Annotated in this window: 17 protein-coding genes; 11 read left to right on the top strand and 6 right to left on the bottom strand. The window is 74.0% G+C overall.

Annotated elements, in window-relative coordinates; all coding sequences use genetic code 11:
* Window positions 1-7 precede the first annotated feature (7 nt).
* Complete coding sequence (locus NFS20_RS09110; protein WP_353050440.1) at window positions 8-1,171, bottom strand: polyprenyl synthetase family protein; 1,164 nt, start codon at window positions 1,169-1,171, stop codon at window positions 8-10.
* Window positions 1,172-1,194: 23 nt separating this feature from the next.
* A complete protein-coding gene (locus NFS20_RS09105; protein WP_251151459.1) occupies window positions 1,195-1,779 on the bottom strand; it encodes a hypothetical protein in 585 nt (194 codons plus the stop codon).
* 129 nt (window positions 1,780-1,908) lie between these two features.
* On the opposite strand from NFS20_RS09105, the gene NFS20_RS09100 reads away from it, so the two are divergent.
* The 3 genes from NFS20_RS09100 to NFS20_RS09090 all read left to right on the top strand — a co-directional run bounded on the left by NFS20_RS09100 (window position 1,909) and on the right by NFS20_RS09090 (window position 5,419).
* A complete protein-coding gene (locus tag NFS20_RS09100) occupies window positions 1,909-3,036 on the top strand; it encodes a DUF4192 domain-containing protein (protein ID WP_251151458.1) in 1,128 nt (375 codons plus the stop codon).
* 94 nt (window positions 3,037-3,130) lie between these two features.
* Entirely contained in the window at window positions 3,131-3,529 is a 399-nt protein-coding gene (locus tag NFS20_RS09095) for a universal stress protein (protein WP_251151457.1), read from the top strand.
* A gap of 306 nt (window positions 3,530-3,835) precedes the next feature.
* Entirely contained in the window at window positions 3,836-5,419 is a 1,584-nt protein-coding gene (locus NFS20_RS09090; RefSeq protein ID WP_502800800.1) for an RNA polymerase sigma factor, read from the top strand.
* 197 nt (window positions 5,420-5,616) lie between these two features.
* On the opposite strand, the gene NFS20_RS09085 is transcribed toward NFS20_RS09090, so the two are convergent.
* A complete protein-coding gene (locus tag NFS20_RS09085; protein ID WP_251151455.1) occupies window positions 5,617-5,838 on the bottom strand; it encodes a DUF7455 domain-containing protein in 222 nt (73 codons plus the stop codon).
* Window positions 5,839-5,991: 153 nt separating this feature from the next.
* On the opposite strand from NFS20_RS09085, the gene NFS20_RS09080 reads away from it, so the two are divergent.
* The 4 genes from NFS20_RS09080 to NFS20_RS09065 all read left to right on the top strand — a co-directional run bounded on the left by NFS20_RS09080 (window position 5,992) and on the right by NFS20_RS09065 (window position 9,822).
* A complete protein-coding gene (locus tag NFS20_RS09080) occupies window positions 5,992-8,121 on the top strand; it encodes a DNA gyrase/topoisomerase IV subunit B (RefSeq protein WP_251151454.1) in 2,130 nt (709 codons plus the stop codon).
* Window positions 8,122-8,224: 103 nt separating this feature from the next.
* Window positions 8,225-8,677, top strand: a complete 453-nt coding sequence (locus NFS20_RS09075) for a DUF4430 domain-containing protein (RefSeq protein WP_251151453.1) — start codon at window positions 8,225-8,227, stop codon at window positions 8,675-8,677.
* On the top strand, window positions 8,650-9,234 hold the full coding sequence (locus tag NFS20_RS09070; protein WP_251151452.1) for a DUF6580 family putative transport protein: 585 nt from the start codon (window positions 8,650-8,652) through the stop codon (window positions 9,232-9,234). Before NFS20_RS09075 ends, NFS20_RS09070 begins: the two co-directional genes overlap by 28 nt.
* Before the next feature lie 63 nt (window positions 9,235-9,297).
* Complete coding sequence (locus tag NFS20_RS09065) at window positions 9,298-9,822, top strand: O-acetyl-ADP-ribose deacetylase (protein ID WP_251151451.1); 525 nt, start codon at window positions 9,298-9,300, stop codon at window positions 9,820-9,822.
* 6 nt (window positions 9,823-9,828) lie between these two features.
* Here NFS20_RS09065 and NFS20_RS09060 read toward each other — a convergent pair whose 3' ends face one another.
* Window positions 9,829-10,266 carry a VOC family protein gene (locus NFS20_RS09060; protein ID WP_251151450.1) on the bottom strand — a complete coding sequence of 146 codons (438 nt, stop codon included), beginning with the start codon at window positions 10,264-10,266 and terminating at the stop codon, window positions 9,829-9,831.
* 210 nt (window positions 10,267-10,476) lie between these two features.
* Here NFS20_RS09060 and NFS20_RS09055 point away from each other — a divergent pair, with 210 nt between their 5' ends.
* Window positions 10,477-10,845, top strand: coding sequence for a DUF2200 domain-containing protein (locus NFS20_RS09055; RefSeq protein ID WP_251151449.1), 369 nt, complete (start codon window positions 10,477-10,479; stop codon window positions 10,843-10,845).
* A 58-nt stretch (window positions 10,846-10,903) separates the two neighbouring features.
* Here the strand turns inward: NFS20_RS09055 and NFS20_RS09050 are convergent, their stop codons facing one another.
* Window positions 10,904-11,539 carry a dihydrofolate reductase family protein gene (locus NFS20_RS09050; RefSeq protein WP_251151448.1) on the bottom strand — a complete coding sequence of 212 codons (636 nt, stop codon included), beginning with the start codon at window positions 11,537-11,539 and terminating at the stop codon, window positions 10,904-10,906.
* 306 nt (window positions 11,540-11,845) lie between these two features.
* Here NFS20_RS09050 and NFS20_RS09045 point away from each other — a divergent pair, with 306 nt between their 5' ends.
* From NFS20_RS09045 to NFS20_RS09035, 3 genes are read left to right on the top strand one after another with little or no spacing between them, the layout of a single operon-like run.
* Window positions 11,846-12,868, top strand: coding sequence for a 3-oxoacyl-ACP synthase III (locus tag NFS20_RS09045; protein ID WP_251151447.1), 1,023 nt, complete (start codon window positions 11,846-11,848; stop codon window positions 12,866-12,868).
* Complete coding sequence (locus NFS20_RS09040; RefSeq protein ID WP_251151446.1) at window positions 12,865-15,525, top strand: alpha/beta fold hydrolase; 2,661 nt, start codon at window positions 12,865-12,867, stop codon at window positions 15,523-15,525. Before NFS20_RS09045 ends, NFS20_RS09040 begins: the two co-directional genes overlap by 4 nt.
* Window positions 15,522-16,526, top strand: a complete 1,005-nt coding sequence (locus NFS20_RS09035) for an NAD-dependent epimerase/dehydratase family protein (protein ID WP_251151445.1) — start codon at window positions 15,522-15,524, stop codon at window positions 16,524-16,526. Before NFS20_RS09040 ends, NFS20_RS09035 begins: the two co-directional genes overlap by 4 nt.
* Before the next feature lie 31 nt (window positions 16,527-16,557).
* Here the strand turns inward: NFS20_RS09035 and metH are convergent, their stop codons facing one another.
* Window positions 16,558-20,151: a methionine synthase gene (gene metH, locus NFS20_RS09030; RefSeq protein WP_251151444.1), complete on the bottom strand. Its 3,594-nt coding sequence runs from the start codon at window positions 20,149-20,151 to the stop codon at window positions 16,558-16,560.
* Between the last annotated feature and the right edge of the window lie 91 nt (window positions 20,152-20,242).

The following is a 20,242-nucleotide window of genomic DNA, read 5'->3' as shown; positions in this document are numbered from 1 at the left end:
TCCGTCGTCAGGCCGAGCGCTCGACGGCGGCGCGCGACAGCGCGGCGAGCATCTCCGCCCCCGGTTCGCGGAGGTCGACGGCGCCGAGCGCCGCGAACGCCTGGTCGGTGAGCTCGTCGATGAGCGCCTCGACGGATGCCAGGGCCCCGGTGGCGACGAGCACGTCCCGCAGGCGCCCGACCGACCGGGCGTCGAGCTCGGGGTCCCCGAGGCGACCGAGCAGCAGGTCCCGCTGCGCGGGCGAGGCCGCGGCGAGGGCGCGGATCACGAGGACGGTCCGCTTGCCCTCGCGCAGGTCGTCCCCGGCGGGCTTGCCCGTCACGCGGGCGTCGCCGAACACGCCGAGCACGTCGTCGCGGAGCTGGAACGCCTCGCCCACCGGCAGCCCGAACGCGCTGGTCGCCGCGACCCGGGCGTCGTCGGCGCCCGCGAGCGCGGCCCCGAGCGCGATCGGGTGCTCGACGGAGTAGCGCGCCGACTTCGACCGGACGACGGCGCGGGCGCGCTCCTCGTCCGCGGCCGGGTCCTCGCCCCAGGGCAGGACCTGCGCGTGGATGTCCAGGTACTGGCCGACCGTCACCTCGGTCTGCATGCGCCCGAACACGCCGCGGCTGCGCGCGGCGACGTCGCCCGGGAGGGTCGCCAGCGCGTCGCCCAGCTCGCGGTGGCTGCCGATGAGCGCCAGGTCGCCGAGCAGGATCGCCGTGCTCTCGCCGTACCGGTCCCCGTCCCCGTGCCATCCGGAGGCCCGGTGGAGCGCGGCGAACGCCCGGTGCGCCGTCGGCCGGCCGCGTCGCGTGTCGGACGCGTCCATGACGTCGTCGTGGAAGAGCGCCGCGGCCTGGAACAGCTCGAGCGCCGCGCCGGCGCGCAGCACGACGTCGCGCCGCGGGTCCTCGGGGTCGCCCCCGTGCGCGCGCCACGACCAGTAGCAGAACGCCGCCCGGAGCCGCTTGCCGCCCGCGAGGAGCTCCTCGGTGGCGCGCACGAGCGGTGCGGCGTCGGGATGCGTCGTGGCGAGCTCGTCGGCGAGCCCGGCGCACGCCCTGCTCAGCGCCGCGTCGACGCCGGCGCGCACGCCCTCGCGGTCGACGAGGCTCGTCGGGGTGGCCAGCTCGTCCTCGGACGGACCGGCGTGAGGGGCGGAGGCGCTGGGGGTCCCGTTCGGCACGGGGGCAGCCTATGCGACGGCGGTCAGCCGCCGACCACCTGCCCGCTGATCGTCACGAGGCGCTCGGCCTCGTCGTCGAAGATCCCCACCGCCACCGACTCCGCGGGTGCGTCCGCCGCCGGGGCGCGCACGAACGTGGTGAGCGACGTGAGAGCGCTCGGCACGCCCGAGGGCGAGACCGTGAAGCCGGCGGCCCCCAGCGTCTCCGCGTAGTAGGCGGTGAGCGCGTCGACGGTGTCCTCCGAGCGCAGGTTGAGCGTGATCACGGTGAGGGACCCGTCGTCGGACGGGCGGGCCGAGCTCGCGAGGACCTGCGAGCCGGGGGCCACGGGCACGAGCTCGGCGGGAAACCCCTGGACGAGGTCGCCGACCGCCGAGGCGACGTCGTACTCGGGCAGCGGGGTGCCCGGCGCCGCGGCGGGTGCGTCGCCGGAGGGGTCCGCCTCCGCAGGGTCGTCCGCGGGCTGCCCGCGCCCGGTGGCCTCGGCGTCGGGCTCGTCGCCGCTGCCTGCCGGGCCGCACGCGGTGAGCCCGACGACGAGGAGAGCGGCGAGGACGAGGGCCGGGACCGCGCGGACGTCGGAGGCGCGAGGCGGTCGAAGGGGCACGCGCACACCGTAGTCATCGCGGCGTGAACGGGCCAGCAGCTGGGAGGACGGTCGCCCACAACCTCCCGGCGCGTCCACAGCCCGTCGGCGTGCCCTCGCTCGGCGGTCCCGGACGGGTGGGATGTTCCCATGTCGACCCTGATCCGGGCCCGCGGCCCGCGCGAGCTGCTCGCCTACGTCCCCTACCGCCTCGGCTACCGGCCGCACGAGAGCGTCGTGCTCGTGGGGCTGCGCGGCCCGCGCGGCCGCGTCGGCCTCGTCGCGCGCGTCGACATCGCCGACGTCGCGGACCTCGAGCACGGACCGCAGGTCGCGCGCACGGTGCTCGCGCACCTCGCCGCCGACGGCGCGTCCCGAGCCGCCGTGGTCGTGTACACCGACGCTCCGCTGCGCGCCGGCGGCCCGGAGGCCGCCCGTGAGCGGGCCGCCGTCGAGCACTGCCGCGAGACGGTCGAGGCCAGGTTCGGACCGACCGACGTGTGGGTCGTCACGACGACGGGCTGGGGCTGCCTCGACTGCGACGACCCGGCCTGCTGCCCAGCCGGCGGGCGTCCTCCGAGCGAGCTCGAGTCGAGCGAGGTCGGCGCTCACATGGTGCTGTCGGGCGCGAGCGTCGCCGACTCGCGCGAGGACGCGTTCCGGATCCAGCCGGCGGCCCCCGACGCCCGTCGGAGCGCCGCACGGGCGTCGCGCCGTGCGAGGGAGAGGTCGTCCGAGCGGTCGACGTCGGACGCGGTCGACCGGAGACCGGAGGGGCTCGTCGCCTGGCGGCGCGCGGTGGCGCTCGCCGCGGGTGCACCGACCGGGAGGTCCCCTGACCTCCCGCCCGCACTGCTCGGCCGTGTCGAGGCGGCCCTCGACGCCGTCCCCGTACGGGACGCCGTGCTCTTGTCGCTCGTCCCGGGCGTCGGCGACCTGCCGGAGCGGACGGCGCGCGGCGGGGGCGACGTCGACGCAGGGACGGGCGAGGCGATCGGGAGGATCGTCGACCCGGCCGTCGCGGTCGCCCCGGTCCCGGAGGAGACCGAGCCCGCGCGCGTCGTGCTCGAGGCCGTCGTGGCTCATGCCGCCCGGCGGCGCGCGGCCCCGGCGCTGACCCTGCTCGCCCTGATCGCCTGGTGGCACGGCGACGGCGGCCGAGCGTCCGAGCGCGTGCGCGAGGCACTGGCCCAGGACGGGTCGTACCGTCTCGCGCTCCTGCTCTCGAGCGCCCTCGACGCCGGTGTGCCGCCGGGGTGGGTCCGCGCCCAGGGGTGAGGGCGCCGGTCGTCCGGGCACGGCCGGCTTCGGGTACGGTCGGCACGGTGGCGCCGCCACCGCCCGTTCCGACGAGCCGCCCCGCGGAGGACACATGACCGTCGTCGTCGCCCACCTGAGCACACCCGAGGGCCGTGAGGCGCTCGACACCGCCGCGACGGAGGCGGTCCGCCGCGGGACGGAGCTCGTCGTCGTGGTCGGCGAGTCCGCGGTGTCCCCGGAGGCCGGCACGGTGCGCGGAGACGACCTGCGTCGGGTCGAGGAGCGCCTCGAGGGCGCGGGCGCGACGCTGCGCGTCGAGACCGGCAAGGCCGACCTCGCGGAGGACCTCGTGGCGGTCGCGGAGCGGACGTCCGCGGACCTGATCGTCATCGGGCTGCGACGACGCAGCCCGGTCGGCAAGCTCATCCTCGGCTCCAACGCGCAGCGCATCCTCCTCGACGCGCCGTGCCCGGTGCTCGCGGTCAAGCCGGAGCGTGCCCCGGCCCGTTGAGCCCCTCGCGGGTCGGGAATCTTCGGGGCGCCGCGGTCGTTGGACCCCACAAGGCCCCGGCGCGCAAGCGCCCTGCGACACAGCACTGAGCACGAGAAGCCGCCGACGACGAGCGCGTGCAGCCACGTGTCGCGACGCTCCGCGCGCGGATCGCCGGTACAATAGAGATGTCCACCCGAGCCCGACGACTCGCCGTGAGAGTCAGTGTGAGCCCGTGAGAGTTCCCGAGTCAGCACCCTGATCACGGTCCATGTCCCCCGCTCTGGTGGCCCTACCGCCCCCCAAGTGATGCCGAAAGGTCGGTTTGTGGCGCCCTCCACACAGATCCCCGCACTCCCGCGCGAGTTCGAGCACCCCGCACTGCAGGAGCTCCTGCGCCGTGGGAGTGCCAACGGTCGCGTCGACGCCGAGAGCTTTCGCACCGCGTGCGAGCAGGCGGCAGTCAACGACGCCAAGCGGCTAAAGGCGGTGTTCCGCGCGCTCGCGGGTGCAGGCGTCGAGGTCGAGATCCCGACCGCGACCGCGGTCGCGGCCGCGGCGAGCCCGCGCAGCACGACGACGGCCCGCGCCCCGAAGACCACGGCGAAGGCCCCGACGTCGCGCACCACGAAGGCCGCGACGGACGCGTCGGCCGACGAGACCGACGCTGCGCCGTCGGCCACGCCGGCGCGCACGACGAAGACGGCCGCGACGAAGAGCGCCGGCGCCAAGACGACGCGTGCGCCGCGGTCCACCGCCACGAAGTCGACGGCCGCGGCCAAGGCGGGCGCCGCGAAGGATGCCGGCACGGACGACGCGGTCGACGTCGAGGACCTCGAGATCGACGTGACGGACGATGCCGTGGAAGGCGACGCGGCGGCGACCGCCGGCGCGAAGACCGGCGCAGCCTCCACCGAGGGTGCCGAGGAGGCGCGTGGCTTCGTCGTGTCCGACGCGGACGAGGACGACGCCCCCGTGCAGCAGGTCGTCACCGCGGGTGCGACCGCCGACCCGGTGAAGGACTACCTCAAGCAGATCGGCAAGGTCGCGCTGCTGAACGCCGAGCAGGAGGTCGAGCTCGCCAAGCGCATCGAGGCCGGCCTGTTCGCGGAGGAGAAGCTCGCGGCCGAGGGCGACGACGTCGAGCGCAAGCTCAAGCGCGAGCTGCAGTGGATCGCGCACGACGGCAAGCGCGCGAAGAACCACCTGCTCGAGGCGAACCTGCGCCTGGTCGTGTCGCTGGCCAAGCGGTACACGGGCCGCGGGATGCTGTTCCTGGACCTGATCCAGGAGGGCAACCTCGGTCTGATCCGTGCGGTCGAGAAGTTCGACTACACCAAGGGCTACAAGTTCTCGACGTACGCGACGTGGTGGATCCGCCAGGCGATCACGCGCGCGATGGCGGACCAGGCGCGCACCATCCGCATCCCGGTGCACATGGTCGAGGTCATCAACAAGCTGGCCCGCGTGCAGCGGCAGATGCTCCAGGACCTGGGCCGCGAGCCCACGCCCGAGGAGCTCGCCAAGGAGCTCGACATGACCCCGGAGAAGGTCGTCGAGGTCCAGAAGTACGGTCGCGAGCCCATCTCGCTGCACACGCCCCTCGGCGAGGACGGCGACTCCGAGTTCGGCGACCTCATCGAGGACTCCGAGGCCATCGTCCCGGCGGACGCGGTGAGCTTCACGCTCCTGCAGGAGCAGCTGCACCAGGTGCTCGACACGCTCTCGGAGCGCGAGGCCGGCGTCGTGTCGATGCGTTTCGGCCTGTCCGACGGGCAGCCCAAGACGCTCGACGAGATCGGCAAGGTCTACGGCGTGACGCGCGAGCGCATCCGTCAGATCGAGTCCAAGACGATGTCGAAGCTGCGCCACCCGAGCCGGTCGCAGGTCCTGCGCGACTACCTCGACTGACGGGTCGCGCCACGCGGCACGAAGGGCCCGGGAGGACGACCGTCCTCCCGGGCCCTTCGTCGTCTCCCCGGGACCTCGCCGACGTCCGACGGACGTCGCTCGTACCCCACGTCTACCGCACGTCGCCGGTCCGGGTACGACGACGCCCCTCCCGGTGGGTGGTCACCGGAAGGGGCGTCGCAGGGGTAGGGGTGGACTCAGCGCATCGCGCCGGCGCCGTGCTCGGCGTGCAGGCGGTCCGTCTCGTCCTGGATCTGGGTCGCGACGCCCGAGTAGGCCTCGGCGTGCGCCCGCGCGTGGTGGCCGCAGAACAGCAGCTCGCCGCTCGGCAGGACCACGCGGACGTACGCCTGGGCCCCGCAACGGTCGCAGCGGTCGGCCGCGGTCAGGGGTTCGGTGGTGGTCGTCGTAGCAGTCACACGACCATGAAACCACCTTCTGCCCACCCGACCGTGCTCCCGGCGCCCTGGTTCGCTACCCGCGTAGCCCTCGCCCGACGGGAATACGGCGGCACGGCGGTCGAACGGCATGGCAGCCCCGGAGCGTGGGACGCCTCGACTACGCTGTCCGCCGTGACGACCACCTCCGCTGAGTCCAGCTACACCGCTCGGCACCTGTCCGTGCTCGAGGGCCTCGAGGCCGTGCGCAAGCGGCCGGGCATGTACATCGGCTCGACCGACTCCCGCGGCCTCATGCACTGCCTGTGGGAGATCATCGACAACTCCGTCGACGAGGCGCTCGCGGGCAACTGCACGAAGATCCGCATCGTCCTGCACGCCGACACGTCGGTCACCGTCGAGGACGACGGGCGCGGCATCCCCGTCGACATCGAGCCGAAGACCGGGCTGTCGGGCGTCGAGGTCGTCTTCACCAAGCTCCACGCCGGCGGCAAGTTCGGCGGCGGCTCGTACACCGCGTCCGGCGGTCTCCACGGCGTCGGCGCGTCCGTCGTCAACGCCCTGTCGGCCCGTCTCGACGTCGAGGTCGACCGTGGCGGCAAGACGCACCGCATGACGTTCCACCGCGGCGAGCCGGGGACCTTCGCGGACCCGAAGGCGGGACCTACGCCGGACGCGCCGTTCGAGCCGTTCGTGAGCCGGTCCGAGCTCGCCGTGGTCGGCAAGACCCGCCGGGGCGTCACGGGCACGCGCGTCCGCTACTGGGCGGACCGCCAGGTCTTCCCGAAGAATGCCGTGTTCTCCTACGACGAGCTCGTCACGCGCGTGCGCCAGACGACGTTCCTCGTGCCGGGTCTCGAGGTGACGGTCCGCGACGAGCGCGGCCTGCCCGGCACGCCCGCCCAGGACGGGCCGCACGAGGAGACGTTCGTCCACCACGGCGGCTCGGTGGACTTCGTCGAGTTCCTCGCGCCCGACTCGCCCGTCACCGCGACGTGGCACCTCACCGGCAGCGGCACGTTCACCGAGACCGTCCCGGTCCTCGACGACCGCGGGCACATGTCGCCGCAGGCGGTCACGCGCGAGTGCGAGGTCGACGTCGCCCTGCGCTGGGGCACGGGGTACGAGACCGAGGTGCGCAGCTTCGTCAACATCATCGCCACGCCCAAGGGCGGTTCCCACCTCGGCGGGTTCGAGGCCGGGCTGCTCAAGGTGCTGCGCAAGGCCGTCGAGACGAACGCGCGCCGCCTCAAGGTGTCGACGCGGGACGCGTCGGAGCGCATCGAGAAGGACGACGTCCTCGCCGGCCTCACCGCGGTCGTCACCGTGCGCCTCGCCGAGCCGCAGTTCGAGGGCCAGACGAAGGAGGTCCTCGGCACCGCGCCGGTGCGCGCGATCGTCACCCGCGTCGTCGAGAAGGAGCTCAACGCCCTGCTCACGTCGACCAAGCGCGACGAGAAGACGCAGGCTGCGCTGCTGCTCGACAAGGTCGTCGCGGAGATGCGCGCGCGCATCACCGCGCGCAAGCAGAAGGAGATCTCGCGGCGCAAGAACGCGCTCGAGACCTCCTCGCTGCCGGCCAAGCTGGTCGACTGCCGCAGCGACGACGTCGGGCGCAGCGAGCTGTTCATCGTCGAGGGCGACAGCGCGCTCGGCACGGCGCGCCTCGCCCGCAGCTCGGACTTCCAGGCGCTCCTGCCGATCCGCGGCAAGATCCTCAACGTGCAGAAGGCGTCCGTGAGCGACATGCTCCGCAACGCCGAGTGCACCGCGATCATCCAGGTCATCGGTGCGGGATCGGGCCGGTCGTTCGACCTCGAGGCGGCACGCTACGGGAAGATCGTGCTCATGACGGACGCCGACGTCGACGGCGCACACATCCGCACCCTGCTCCTCACGCTCTTCTACCGGTACATGAAGCCCATGGTCGAGGCGGGCCGCGTGTTCGCCGCGGTGCCCCCGCTGCACCGGATCGAGGTCATCGGCTCGGGGCGTCGCAAGAACGAGTACATCTACACGTACTCCGAGGCGGAGCTCACGGCGACGCTCAAGAAGCTCGACAAGGCCGGACGCCGCTACAAGGACGACATCCAGCGATACAAGGGCCTCGGGGAGATGGACGCCGACCAGCTCGCCGAGACGACGATGGACCCGCGCCACCGCACCCTGCGCCGTGTCACGGCCGAGCACGCGGAGGCTGCGGAGCGCGTGTTCGAGCTGCTCATGGGCAGCGACGTCGCGCCGCGCAAGGACTTCATCGTCGCCGGCGCGGCCGAGCTCGACCGGGCCCGCATCGACGTATGACGCCGTGCACACCGCGGAACGCCTCCGTCGCTCGCGGGACCGACACCCGTCCGCCAGTCGGGCGGCGGGGTATGACCGGGTCGATGCTGCGTAGGCTGTGCGCGTGACCCTCCGGAACCTTCGCGAGACGCCCGCGCGCTCGCTGACCGCCCTCACCTCCCTCCTGCTCGCCGCAGGCCTCCTCGCCGGCTGCTCGTCGGCGGACGACTCCGGTGGCGCGGCCGAGACCACCACGCCGACCGCGACCGAGAGCAGCGCGACCGAGGAGTCGAGCGACCCGGCCGAGGAGTCGTCCGAGGATGCGCCCGAGTTCTCGTACGAGGGCGAGGAGGGCAGCATGGCGCTCGACCTGCTCCTCGAGGCGGACCCGTCCGCGCAGGTGACCGGAGAGGGCGAGAACGCGTTCGTCACCGCGATCGACGGCATCACGGCCGACCCGGACAGCGAGTTCTGGGCTCTCTACGTCAACGGTGAGATGGCTACGGTGGGGGCGGGGACCCTCGAGACGAAGGACGGTGACGAGATCACGTGGAAGCTCGAGACGTTCACCTCCTGACGCGCTGGTGGCGCCCGGCGCTCGTCGTCGCGCTCGCGGCGCTCGCCGTCGTGTGGCGCCTCGTCCGGGCCGAGCTCGGCGCGCCGCCGAACCTCGAGCTCGTCACCGCTGCCACGTTCGCCGCGACGATCCTGCTGCGCTCGCGGTGGGCCTTCGTCGTGCCGCTGGCCGTGACGGTCGTCTCCGACGTCGTGCTCGGCAACACGTCCATCGCGCTGTTCACGTGGAGCGCGTGGCTCGTCGTGGGCCTCGGGTCGCTGCTCGCGCGCAACACGACGGGATGGCGGCGTATCGGCGCCGGTGCGGCGTTCGGCGTCGCCGGCTCGCTCTGGTTCTTCCTCTGGACGAACTTCGGCGTGTGGCTCCAGGGCCGCGGCACGTGGTACCCGGCGGGCGTCGACGGGCTCGTCGCGAGCTACGTCGCGGGCCTGCCCTTCCTGCGCACGATGCTGCTGGGCAACCTCGTGCTCGTCCCGCTCGTCGCGGCCGGCACGTTGCTGGTCGACCGGCTGGAGACGTCGCACGGTCTGGCCGCCGCCGTCGCGCGCCCGGCCTGACCGCCGCGCGAGACACGACCCGACGGCGCGGAGGGCGGGTCGACCGCCAGTAGGGTCGACGGCATGCAGATCTCGGCGGAGCGCGGGGACATCACCCGCGTGGCGACGGACGTCGTCGTCAACGCGGCGAACTCGAACCTCCTGGGCGGGGGAGGGGTCGACGGCGCGATCCACGCGGCCGCCGGGCCGCGCCTCCTCGAGGCGTGCCGGCGACTGCGCAAGACCACCCACCGCGACGGCCTGCCCGTGGGTGACGCCGTCGCCACCGACGCGTTCGACCTGCCCGCGCGGTGGGTCGTCCACACGGTCGGGCCGAACCGGCACCGCGGCCAGACCGACCCCGCGCTGCTCGCGTCGTGCTTCACGCGCTCGCTCGACGTCGCCGCGGACCTGGGCGCGCGATCCGTGGCGTTCCCTGCCGTGAGCGCCGGGGTCTACGGGTGGGACCCGGACGTCGTCGCGACCGTCGCGGTCGACGCCGTGCGGGGCTGGCGGCCGCAGGATCAGGGCAGCGTGGAGGAGGTGCGGTTCGTGCTGTTCAGCGACACCCTGCTCGACGCCTTCCGGACGGCGCTCGCCGGGCGGTGAGTGGGTTCACCCGACCTGCTCGGCGAGCGCGACGATGATGCCGCTCGGCCCGCGCAGGTAGCAGAGCCGGTACGCGTCGTACCGCACGATCTCGCCGAGGAGCTCGGCACCGTGGCCGCGCAGTCGCTGCACCGTGCCGTCGATGTCGTCGACGGCGAACATCACCCGGTGCAGGCCGAGCGTGTTCGGCGGTGCGTCGCGCAGACCCCGGTCCACCAGCACCGGTGAGTGGTAGGTGGTGAGCTCGAGGCGACCGGCGCCGTCGGGCACGCGCATCATCGCGATCTCGGAGCGCATCCCGTCGAGCCCGACGACGCGCTCCGCGCGCCGGTCCTCGATCGGCATCCTGCCCTCGAGCTCCATCCCGAGCTCGGTGAAGAACTCGACCGCCGCGTCGAGGTCGTCGACGACGACGGCGACGTTGTCCAACCTCTGGATCGTCATCCTGCGAGCCTAGGATCCGTACGGCCGCGCGGCGACCGGCCGGCTCTCAGGTCCCAGGACGAGCACCGAACGGTCCGTGGTCGATCCGGTCCTGGACGAACCGGTCGAGGTCGACCATGCGCGACGTCGAGGGTGCGAGACTGTCACGAGGGCGGCCGCGCGGGCGGCACGGCACCGCGCAGCCCCACGCACGAGCACGGAGGAACACCGATGGCGCACCCGCGCATCTTCGCGATGAGCTTTGCCAGTATCTACCCGCTCTACGTGACCAAGGTGGAACGCAAGGGAAGGTCCAGGGACGAGCTGGACCAGGTCATCACGTGGCTCACGGGCTACGACGAGGCGGGCCTGCAGAAGGTGATCGCCGACGAGATCGACCTCGAGACGTTCTTCGAGCAGGCACCCGCGATGAACCCGAACGCGCCGCTCATCACCGGCGTGATCTGCGGCTACCGCGTCGAGGACATCGAGGACCCGCTCATGCAGAAGATCCGCTGGATGGACAAGCTCGTCGACGAGGTCGCGCGCGGCAAGAAGATGACGTCGATCCTCCGAGGCGAGCCGGCCCCGGCACCGTAGGGCAGGCCGTGCGGCGGTCGGGACCGTCGGTCCCGTTCCCGGCGGTCCGCTCGACGGCTCAGACGCCGCGGCCGGGCTTGCTCATGTCGCCCGTCCCGGGCGTCCCGTCGGCGAGCCCGTACCGCATGAGCACCGTGCCCGTCGGGCTGGACGCCGCGGGCTCGAGGAGCGTGAGGTTCGTGGGGACGGCTCCGCCGTCGAACACGGTCTTCCCGACGCCGAGGACGATCGGGTGCACCCACAGGTCGAGGCGGTCGAACAGCTTCTCGCGCAGGAGGGACTGCACCAGGTTCAGGCTGCCGACGACCTTGACGTGCTCGTGCCGGTCGCGGACCTCGCGCACCGCCGTCGCCAGGTCGGGTCCGAGCTGCGTCGACCCGGCCCAGGGCAGGTCGGGCGTTCCGCGCGAGGCGACGTACTTGGGGATGCGGTTGAAGAGCGTCGCGAAGCCGCCGTCCGGGCCGTCCTCCTGGTGCGGCCAGTAGGACGCGAAGATGTCGTACGTCCGCCGGCCGAGCAGCAGCGCGTCCGTGCCCTCGTACGCGGCGTCGATCTGCGCACCGGCGACGTCGTCGAGCAGCGGCGCCTGCCAGCCGCCGAAGGGGAACGCGTTCTCGGGGTCCTCCTCCGGCCCGCCGGGCGCCTGCCCGACGAGGTCGAGGGTCGTGAACAGCTCGATCTCGATGAGTCCCATGGTCGTCTCCAGGTCGCTCGCCGTCTCGGTCCCCGGGGTAGACCGCGCGGCGCCGGGGAAGTCATCGATCACGAGGAGCGGGCCACGCCCCTCTGCGAGCCGCCGTGCCGACGTGGCGCATCCCACAGCGCCCGGTTGGAACGGCGGGAAACCGCCGAGCGTCCTACGCTCGGGGACGCGGGAGTGGACGGCACCAGCCGTCGGCCCCCGCCCGGCGCGGTCGCGCTGCCGCACCGGCGGTCAGGCGCCCCCCGGTCGTCTCGTCGCTGAGCCGGGCGCTCGTGCGTCCGGCCGTCTGGAGCTCGTGTGTCAGGTAACGCCACCGCCAGGTTCACCAACGTCGCGCTGCTGTCCGTCACCAGCCGGCTTCCCGCCGGCGTGCGGACGTCCGCCGAGGTGCAGGAGCGTCTCGCCCCCGCGCTGCGGCGGCTGCGTCTGCCGTCCACGCTGCTGCAACGCGTGGCGGGCGTGCGCGAGCGGCGCACCTGGACCGCCGAGGAGGACGTCGACGACGCGACGGTCGCCGCGGGGCAGGAGGCGCTCCGCGCCGCCGGGGTGGACCCGAGCGACGTCGGGCTCCTGATCAACACGTCGGTCACGCGCAAGCATCTCGAGCCGTCGGTCGCGGTGCGGCTGCACCACGGGCTCGACCTGCCGTCGTCCGCCACCAACTTCGACGTCGCCAACGCGTGCCTCGGCTTCATCAACGGCATGAGCCTCGCCGCGGGCATGATCGAGTCCGGGCAGATCCGCTACGCGGTCGTCGTGGACGGCGAGGACGCGGACGTCATCCACGACCGCACGATCGAGCGGCTGCTGCGCGAGGACCGCGACCGCGACGACTTCATGCAGGAGTTCGCCTCGCTCACGCTCGGATCCGGCTCGGCCGCCGCCGTGCTGGGCCGCGCGGACGAGCACCCGCGTGCCCACCGCGTGCGCGGCGGCGTCACCCGCGCGGCCACCCGGTTCCACGACCTGTGCGTGGGCAGCACCGACGGCATGTTCACCGATGCCCAGGCGCTGCTCGAGGGCGGCCTCGAGCTCGTCGTGGACGCCTGGAAGGACGCCGTCGCCGACTGGGACTGGTCCTCCATGGACCGGTACATCACGCACCAGGTCTCGCGCGTGCACACCGACGCGATCGTCGAGGCGGTGGGCCTGGACCGCTCCCGCGTGCCCACCACCTACGAGCGGCTCGGCAACGTGGGGCCGGCGTCCGTGCCGATCACGCTCGCCGAGGAGCAGGGCACGCTCAGCGCCGGCGACCGCGTGCTGCTCATGGGCGTGGGCTCCGGCATCAACACGGCGATGCTGGAGCTGGCCTGGTGACAGGGCCCGCCTCCACGCCCGCGGCCGACCCCCTTCTCCGCCCCGCTCGCACCGTCCCGCCCGGGCTGCCCGGCCTGGACCCGCGGTACAGCCACGTGCTGCGCGACGCCCGGGGCGCGACCTGGCACTACCTCGACACGGGCCCCGAGCTCGAGCGGAGCGGTCTCGCGCCCGTCGGCACGGTGCTCGCCGTGCACGGCAACCCCACGTGGTCCTACCTGTGGCGGCGGCTCGTGACCGGCTCCGTCGCCGCCGCCCGGGGCGGCGGTGCAGCGTGGCGCGTCGTCGCCGTCGACCAGCTCGAGATGGGGTTCTCCGCCCGCACCGGCGAGCACCGCCCGCTCGCCCGGCGCGTCGCCGACCTGGGTGCCTTCACGGACGCCCTCGGCCTCGCCGGGCCCGTCGTCACCCTCGGCCACGACTGGGGCGGCGTCGTCTCCCTCGGCTGGGCCGTCGACCACCCCGACCTCCTCGCCGGCGTCGCGCTGCTCAACACGGCCGTGCACCAGCCCGACGGCGCGGCGCTGCCCGCGCCGCTGCGCCTCGCGCTCGCCGGGCCCGTGCACCGGCTCGGCACCCGCACGACGACCGCCTTCCTCGACACGACGCTCGCCCTGGCGCGCCCGCCCCTGCCTGCCGACGTCGCGGGCGCCTACCGGCTGCCCTACCGCGCCGCGCACGACCGCGACGGGATCGAGGGCTTCGTCGCCGACATCCCCGTGGACGCCGCGCACCCCAGCGCGCCCGAGCTCGACCGCGTCGCCGCCGGCGTCGCGAGGCTCCGCGTGCCCGCCGTGCTGCTGTGGGGACCGCACGACCCGGTGTTCTCCGACCGCTACCTCGACGACCTCGTGCGCCGGCTGCCGCACGCGCACGTGCACCGGTTCGCGGACGCCGGCCATCTCGTCGCCGAGGACGCGGACTGGACGCCTGCTGTTCTCGGGTGGCTCGGGGGCGAGGTGCTGTCCGAGGCCGCTGCCGGGACCACCGGCGCCGACGGGGGAGCAGCCTCGCCGTTCGTGCCGCTGTGGGCGGGGCTGGACGCGAGGGCGGGGGACGACGCGCCCGCGGTGCTGGACATGGCGGTGACCGATGCCGGCGGGTCCGCCCGGGCCGTGAGCTGGCGGGCGCTGCACCGGCAGGTGCAGCGGGTGGCCGCGGGGCTGCACGCGATCGGGGTGCGCCAGGGCGACCGGGTGTCGCTGCTGGTGGAACCGGGGCCCACGCTGACCGCGCTGGTCTACGCGTGCTTGCGGATCGGGGCGGTCGTGGTGGTCGCCGACGCCGGTCTGGGCGTCCGCGGGCTCACGCGCGCCCAGCGCGGGGCGTGGCCGCGGTTCGTCGTCGCGCAGACCAAGGGTCTGGCCGCGGCGCGCGCGCTCGGCTGGCCCGGCGTGCGGATCTCGGCCGACCCGCTCGCGCCCGCGGTCCGGCGGGCGCTGGGCGTGGCGCACGAGCTCGTCGACGTCGCGCGCGCCGGGGAGGGCATCGCGCTGCCGTCCGAGCCCCGCCCCGACGACGAGGCCGCCGTGCTGTTCACGTCCGGGTCCACGGGCCCGGCCAAGGGCGTCGTGTACTCGCACGCCCGCCTCTCCGCGTTGCGGGACACGCTCGCCGAGCACTTCGACGTCGGCCCGGACACCGGGCTCGTCACGGGCTTCGCCCCGTTCGCGCTGCTCGGGCCGGCGCTCGGCACCCGGTCGGTGACGCCGCGCATGGACGTCTCCTCGCCGCGCACGCTCACCGCCCGGGCCGTCGCCGACGCCGTGCGCGCGTCGGACGCGCGCATCGTGTTCCTCTCGCCCGCCGCGATCCTCAACGTGGTCGCGACCGCCGACGCGCTCGACACCGCCGACCGCGCCGCCCTCGTGCGCGTGCGCACGTTCCTCTCCACGGGCGCGCCGATCTCGGCCGAGCTGCTCGGCTCGGCCGCCGGGCTCATGCCCGCGGCCACCGCGCACACCCCGTACGGGATGACGGAGTGCCTGCTGGTCACGGACGTCACGCTCGACGGCATCCGTGACGCTGCCGCGGCCCCCGACGCGGGCGTGTGCGTCGGCCTCCCCTTGCCCGGGGCGGAGGTGCTCGTCAGCGCGCTCGACGACGACGGCGCCGCGACCGGCGCGCCGTCGGCGGCACCCGGCGTGCTCGGCGAGGTCCTCGTGCGGGCCGGGCACCTCAAGGAGCGCTACGACCGGCTGTGGCTCACCGACCTGGCCGCCGAGCGCGACACCCCGCGCGGGCGCTGGCACCGCACGGGCGACGTCGGACACCTCGACGCGCAGGGCCGCCTGTGGATCGAGGGGCGGCTCGGGCACGTGCTCCGCACCTCCGACGGCCCGCTGGCGCCCGTGGGGCCGGAGCAGCACGTCGAGCGGGTGGCGCAGGTGCGGCGGGCCGCCGTCGTCGGCGTCGGGCCCGCGGGCCTGCAGCAGGCGGTCGCCGTGGTCGAGACCGTGCCCGGCGCCCGGCGCCCCGGGCTGGCGCCCGGGGCGCTGACCGCCGCCGTGCGCGCCGTGTCGCCCGTGCCGCTCGCGGCCGTGCTCGTGGTGCCGCGCATGCCCACCGACGTGCGGCACAACTCCAAGATCGACCGGACGCGCCTCGCCGCCTGGGCGGACCGCGTCCTCGCCGGCGGGCGGGTGGGGCGCCCGTGACCGTGCTCGTGACCGGGGCGTCGGGGCTTCTCGGAGGCGCCGTCGCCCGCGCGCTCGTGGCCCGCGGCGACGAGGTCCGTACGCTCCAGCGCCGCTCCTCCGGTGTGCCGGGCGTCCAGGACGTCCAGGGGTCCGTGACCGACCCGGCGGCAGTCGCGCGCGCCGTCGAGGGCGCCGACGCGGTCGTGCACCTCGCGGCCAAGGTGTCGCTCGCAGGCGATCCCGCGGAGTTCCACGCCGTGAACGTCGAGGGCACCCGCGCGCTCCTCGACGCGGCCGAGCGCGCCGGGGTCGAGCGGTTCGTGCAGGTGTCCTCGCCGTCCGTGGCCCACCTGGGCTCGTCCCTGGTCGGGGCGGGCACGACGCCGGCCGACCCCCGGCACGCGCGTGGCGAGTACGCGCGCACCAAGGCGGCGGCCGAGGTGCTCGCCCTGGGCCGCGACCGCCGTCGGCAGCCGGACGGGTCGGGCGGGACCGGGCCGAGCGTCGTCGCCGTGCGCCCGCACATCGTGTGGGGGCCGGGCGACACCCAGCTGGTCGAGCGGGTGCTCGAGCGGGCGGCGGGCGGGCGCCTGCCGCTGCTGGGTCACGGCGCGGCGCTCATCGACACGCTCTACGTGGACAACGCCGCGGACGGCATCCTCGCGGCGCTCGACCGCGCCCACGACGTGCACGGGCGCGCATACGTGCTGACCAACGGCGAGCCGCGCACCGTCGCCGACCTGCTCGCGGGCATCTGCCGCGCGGGTGGCGTCGAGCCACCGCGGTGGCGCGTGCCGGCCGGGGTCGCGCGGGCCGCGGGCAGCCTCGTCGAGGCCGTCTGGCGCGTGCGCCCGGGCACCGACGAGCCGCCGATGACGCGCTTCCTCGCCGAGCAGCTGTCGACCGCGCACTGGTTCGACCAGCGCGCCACGCGCCGCGACCTGCGCTGGCGCCCCGCCGTGGGCGTCGACGAAGGGCTGCGGCGCCTGGCCGCGCACTACGGCGGCACGACCTCCTGACGCCGGTCCGTGGTGCCCGTCGCCCGGTTGCTCACACGGAGTAGTACTTGGCCTCGGGGTGGTGCAGGACGAAAGCGTCGGTGGACTGCTCGGGGTGGAGCTGGAGCTCCGCCGACAGCTCGACGCCGACGCGCTCGGGGCGCAGAAGCTCGACGACCTTCGTGCGGTCCTCCATGTCCGGGCACGCGGGGTACCCGAGCGAGAAGCGCGCGCCGCGGTACTCGAGCTTGAACATGTCCTCGACCGCGCTCGGGTCCTCGTCGGCGAAGCCCAGCTCCGACCGCACCCGCGCGTGCCACATCTCGGCGAGCGCCTCGGTGAGCTGCACCGACAGCCCGTGCAGCTCCATGTACTCGCGGTAGTGGTTGCCGGCGAAGAGCGTGGCGGAGTGCTGGTCGACCGACGCGCCCATCGTCACGAGCTGCACGGGCAGCACGTCGTACCGGCCGGTCTCCTCGACCCACGACCGCGGCTTGACGAAGTCGGCGAGGCACAGGTGCCGGTCGCGCCGCTGCCGGGGGAACGTGAAGCGCAGGCGCTCGGTCCCCGGCTCGCCGCCTGACCCGCCGTCCGGCGCGCCGATCCCCGCGAGCCCGGCGCCGTGGTGCGCCACGACGACGTCGTCGCCCTCCGACCACACGGGGAAGTACCCGTAGACGACCGCCGGGTCGACCATGCCCTCGGTGCGGATCCGGTCGAGCCACGCGTTGAGCCGCGGCCGGCCCTCGGTCTCGACGAGCTCCTCGTACGACGCGCCGTCGTCCCCACGACCGGGCTTGAGGCCCCACTGGCCCATGAACGTCGCGCGCTCGTCGAGGAACGCCGCGTAGTCCGCGAGGCGCACGCCCTTGACCAGGCGCGTGCCCCAGAAGGGAGGGGTCGGGACCGGGTTGTCCGCCGCGACGTCGGACCGCGCGGGCAGGTCCTCGGGCGCGGTCTCGGTCACGGTGACCACGGCGTGCCGGCGCTTCTTCAGCGCGGGCAGGCCCACGGTGTCGGGCGACTCGCCGCGCGCGACGCGCACGAGCGGCTCCATGAGCCGCAGCCCCTCGAACGCGTCGCGCGCGTACCGCACGACGCCGGGGAACTGGCCCGCGAGGTCGTCCTCGACGTACGTCCGCGTGAGTGCCGCGCCGCCGAGCAGCACCGGCCACCGCTCCGCGAGCCCGCGCGACGCGAGCTCCGCGAGGTTCTCCTTCATGACGACCGTCGACTTCACGAGGAGCCCCGACATGCCGATGACGTCGGCGTCGTGCTGCTCGGCCGCCTCGATCATCGCCGAGATCGGCTGCTTGATGCCGATGTTGACGACCGTGTAGCCGTTGTTCGTGAGGATGATGTCGACGAGGTTCTTGCCGATGTCGTGCACGTCGCCGCGCACGGTCGCGAGCACGATCGTGCCCTTGCTCCCCGTGTCGCCCTCGACGCGCTCCATGTGCGGCTCGAGGTGCGCGACGGCCGTCTTCATCACCTCGGCCGACTGCAGCACGAACGGGAGCTGCATCTCGCCGCGCCCGAACAGGTCGCCGACGACCTTCATGCCCTCGAGCAGGTGGTCGTTGACGATCTCGAGCGCCTTCATGCCGTCGGCCAGGGCGGTGTCGAGGTCGTCCTCGAGGCCCTTGCGCGCGCCGTCGACGATGCGCCGCTCGAGGCGCTCGCCGACGGGCAGCGCGGCGAGCTCGGCCGCACGCTGGTCCTTGAGCGCGGCCGAGTCCACGCCCTCGAAGAGGTCGAGCAGCACGGCCAGCGGGTCGTGCACGAGGTTGCCCTCGTCGTCGTACCGGCGCCGGTCCCACACGAGGTCGAGTGCGGCCTCGCGCTGCTCGTCAGGGATCTGCGCGAGCGGGAGGATCTTCGCCGCGTGCACGATCGCGGAGTCCAGGCCCGCCTCGACGGCCTCGTGGAGGAACACCGAGTTGAGCACGGTGCGCGCGGCCGGGTTGAGCCCGAACGACACGTTCGACACCCCGAGCGTCGTGTGGATGCCGGGGAAGCGGCGCGTGATCTCCCGGATCGCCTCGATCGTCTCGATCGCGTCGCGTCGTGTCTCCTCCTGCCCGGTCGCGATGGGGAACGTCAGGGCGTCGACGATGATGTCGTCGACGCGCAGGCCCCAGTCGCGCGTGAGCGTCTCCACGAGGCGCGTCGCGATCGCGACCTTCGTCTCGGTGGTCCGCGCCTGGCCCTCCTCGTCGATCGTCAGCGCGACGACCGCCGCGCCGTGCTCCACGACGTGCGGCATGACCCGCGCGAACCGCGACGTCGGGCCGTCGCCGTCCTCGAAGTTCACCGAGTTCACGACGGCGCGCCCGCCGACGAGCTCGAGTCCGGCCGCGATGACCTCCGGCTCGGTCGAGTCGACGACGAGCGGCAGCGTCGACGCGCTCGCGAGGCGCGAGACCACCTCGCGCACGTCCGCGACGCCGTCACGGCCCACGTAGTCGATGCACACGTCGAGCAGGTGGGCGCCGTCACGCGTCTGCGCGCGCGCGATCTCGACGCACTCCTCCCAGTTCTCCGCGAGCATCGCCTCGCGGAACGCCTTGGAGCCGTTCGCGTTCGTCCGCTCGCCGATCGCGAGGAACGACGCGTCCTGGTGCAGGTCCGTGTGCGAGTACAGGCTCGCGACGCCGTTCTCGCGCTGCGGGTGCCGCTCGGCCACCGGTCGCGCCCGCACGGCCTCGACCACGCGGCGCAGGTGCTCGGGCGTCGTCCCGCAGCAGCCGCCGACGAGCCCGAGCCCGAACTCCTGCACGAACTGCGTGTGCGCGGCGGCGAGCTCGTCGGGCGTCAGCGGGTACGACGCGCCGTCGGGCCCGAGCACCGGAAGGCCCGCGTTGGGCATGCACGTGACGGGGATCTCCGCGTGGCGCGACAGGTGGCGCAGGTGCTCGCTCATCTCCGCGGGACCGGTGGCGCAGTTGAGCCCGATCGCGTCGACCTTCAGGGCCTGCAGCGTGGTGAGCGCCGCGCCGATCTCCGAGCCCATGAGCATGGTGCCCGTGGTCTCCACCGTCACCTGGGCGATGACCGGGACCGATCGCCCCACGTCGCGCATTGCGGCCCGCGACCCGTTCACGGCGGCCTTGGTCTGCAGCAGGTCCTGGCTCGTCTCGACCAAGATGGCATCCGCGCCACCCTCCAGCAGCCCCGCGGCCTGCTCCGCGAACGTGTCGCGCAGGTGCGCGTACGTGGTGTGGCCGAGGCTGGGGAGCTTGGTCCCGGGGCCCATCGAGCCGAGCACCCAGCGCGGGTGGTCGGGGGTCGTGAAGGCGTCGGCGCGCTCGCGCGCGATGCGCGCACCCGCGGCCGCGAGCTCGCGGATGCGGTGGTCGATGTCGTAGTCCGAGAGGTTGGACCAGTTCGCGCCGAACGTGTTGGTCTCGATCGCGTCGACGCCGACCTCGAGGTACGCGTCGTGCACGGAGCCGATGATGTCGGGTCGCGACACGTTGAGGATCTCGTTGCAGCCCTCGAGCCCCTCGTAGTCCTCGAGGCTCGGGTCCTGCGCCTGGATCATCGTGCCCATCGCGCCGTCGGCGACGACGACGCGTGTGCGCAGCGCCTCGGCAAAGGCCTGGGAGCGGGCGTCGGCGATCTCCTGGACGGCTGCAGTCGGCATGGGGGAAGCCTAGACGCCGGTGGCGACGGCCCGGAGGGACGTCTCACTCGTGATGCTCGGCGGCGCGGACGCCCGAGAAATACGCGTGCCC

Source organism: Cellulosimicrobium sp. Marseille-Q4280, assembly GCF_943181405.1.
In the GTDB taxonomy this organism is placed as follows: Bacteria; Actinomycetota; Actinomycetes; order Actinomycetales; family Cellulomonadaceae; genus Cellulosimicrobium.
This window is presented reverse-complemented; position numbering and strand designations above follow the sequence as displayed.

Bases quoted from the DNA above. Each gene is read 5' to 3' on its own strand.
- NFS20_RS09055 (WP_251151449.1), top strand. From the start codon at position 10,477: ATGGCGCACCCGCGCATCTTCGCGATGAGCTTTGCCAGTATCTACCCG.
- NFS20_RS09095 (WP_251151457.1), top strand. From the start codon at position 3,131: ATGACCGTCGTCGTCGCCCACCTGAGCACACCCGAGGGCCGTGAGGCG.
- NFS20_RS09060 (WP_251151450.1), bottom strand. From the start codon at position 10,266: ATGACGATCCAGAGGTTGGACAACGTCGCCGTCGTCGTCGACGACCTC.
- NFS20_RS09050 (WP_251151448.1), bottom strand. From the start codon at position 11,539: ATGGGACTCATCGAGATCGAGCTGTTCACGACCCTCGACCTCGTCGGG.
- NFS20_RS09065 (WP_251151451.1), top strand. From the start codon at position 9,298: ATGCAGATCTCGGCGGAGCGCGGGGACATCACCCGCGTGGCGACGGAC.
- NFS20_RS09100 (WP_251151458.1), top strand. From the start codon at position 1,909: ATGTCGACCCTGATCCGGGCCCGCGGCCCGCGCGAGCTGCTCGCCTAC.
- metH (WP_251151444.1), bottom strand. From the start codon at position 20,151: ATGCCGACTGCAGCCGTCCAGGAGATCGCCGACGCCCGCTCCCAGGCC.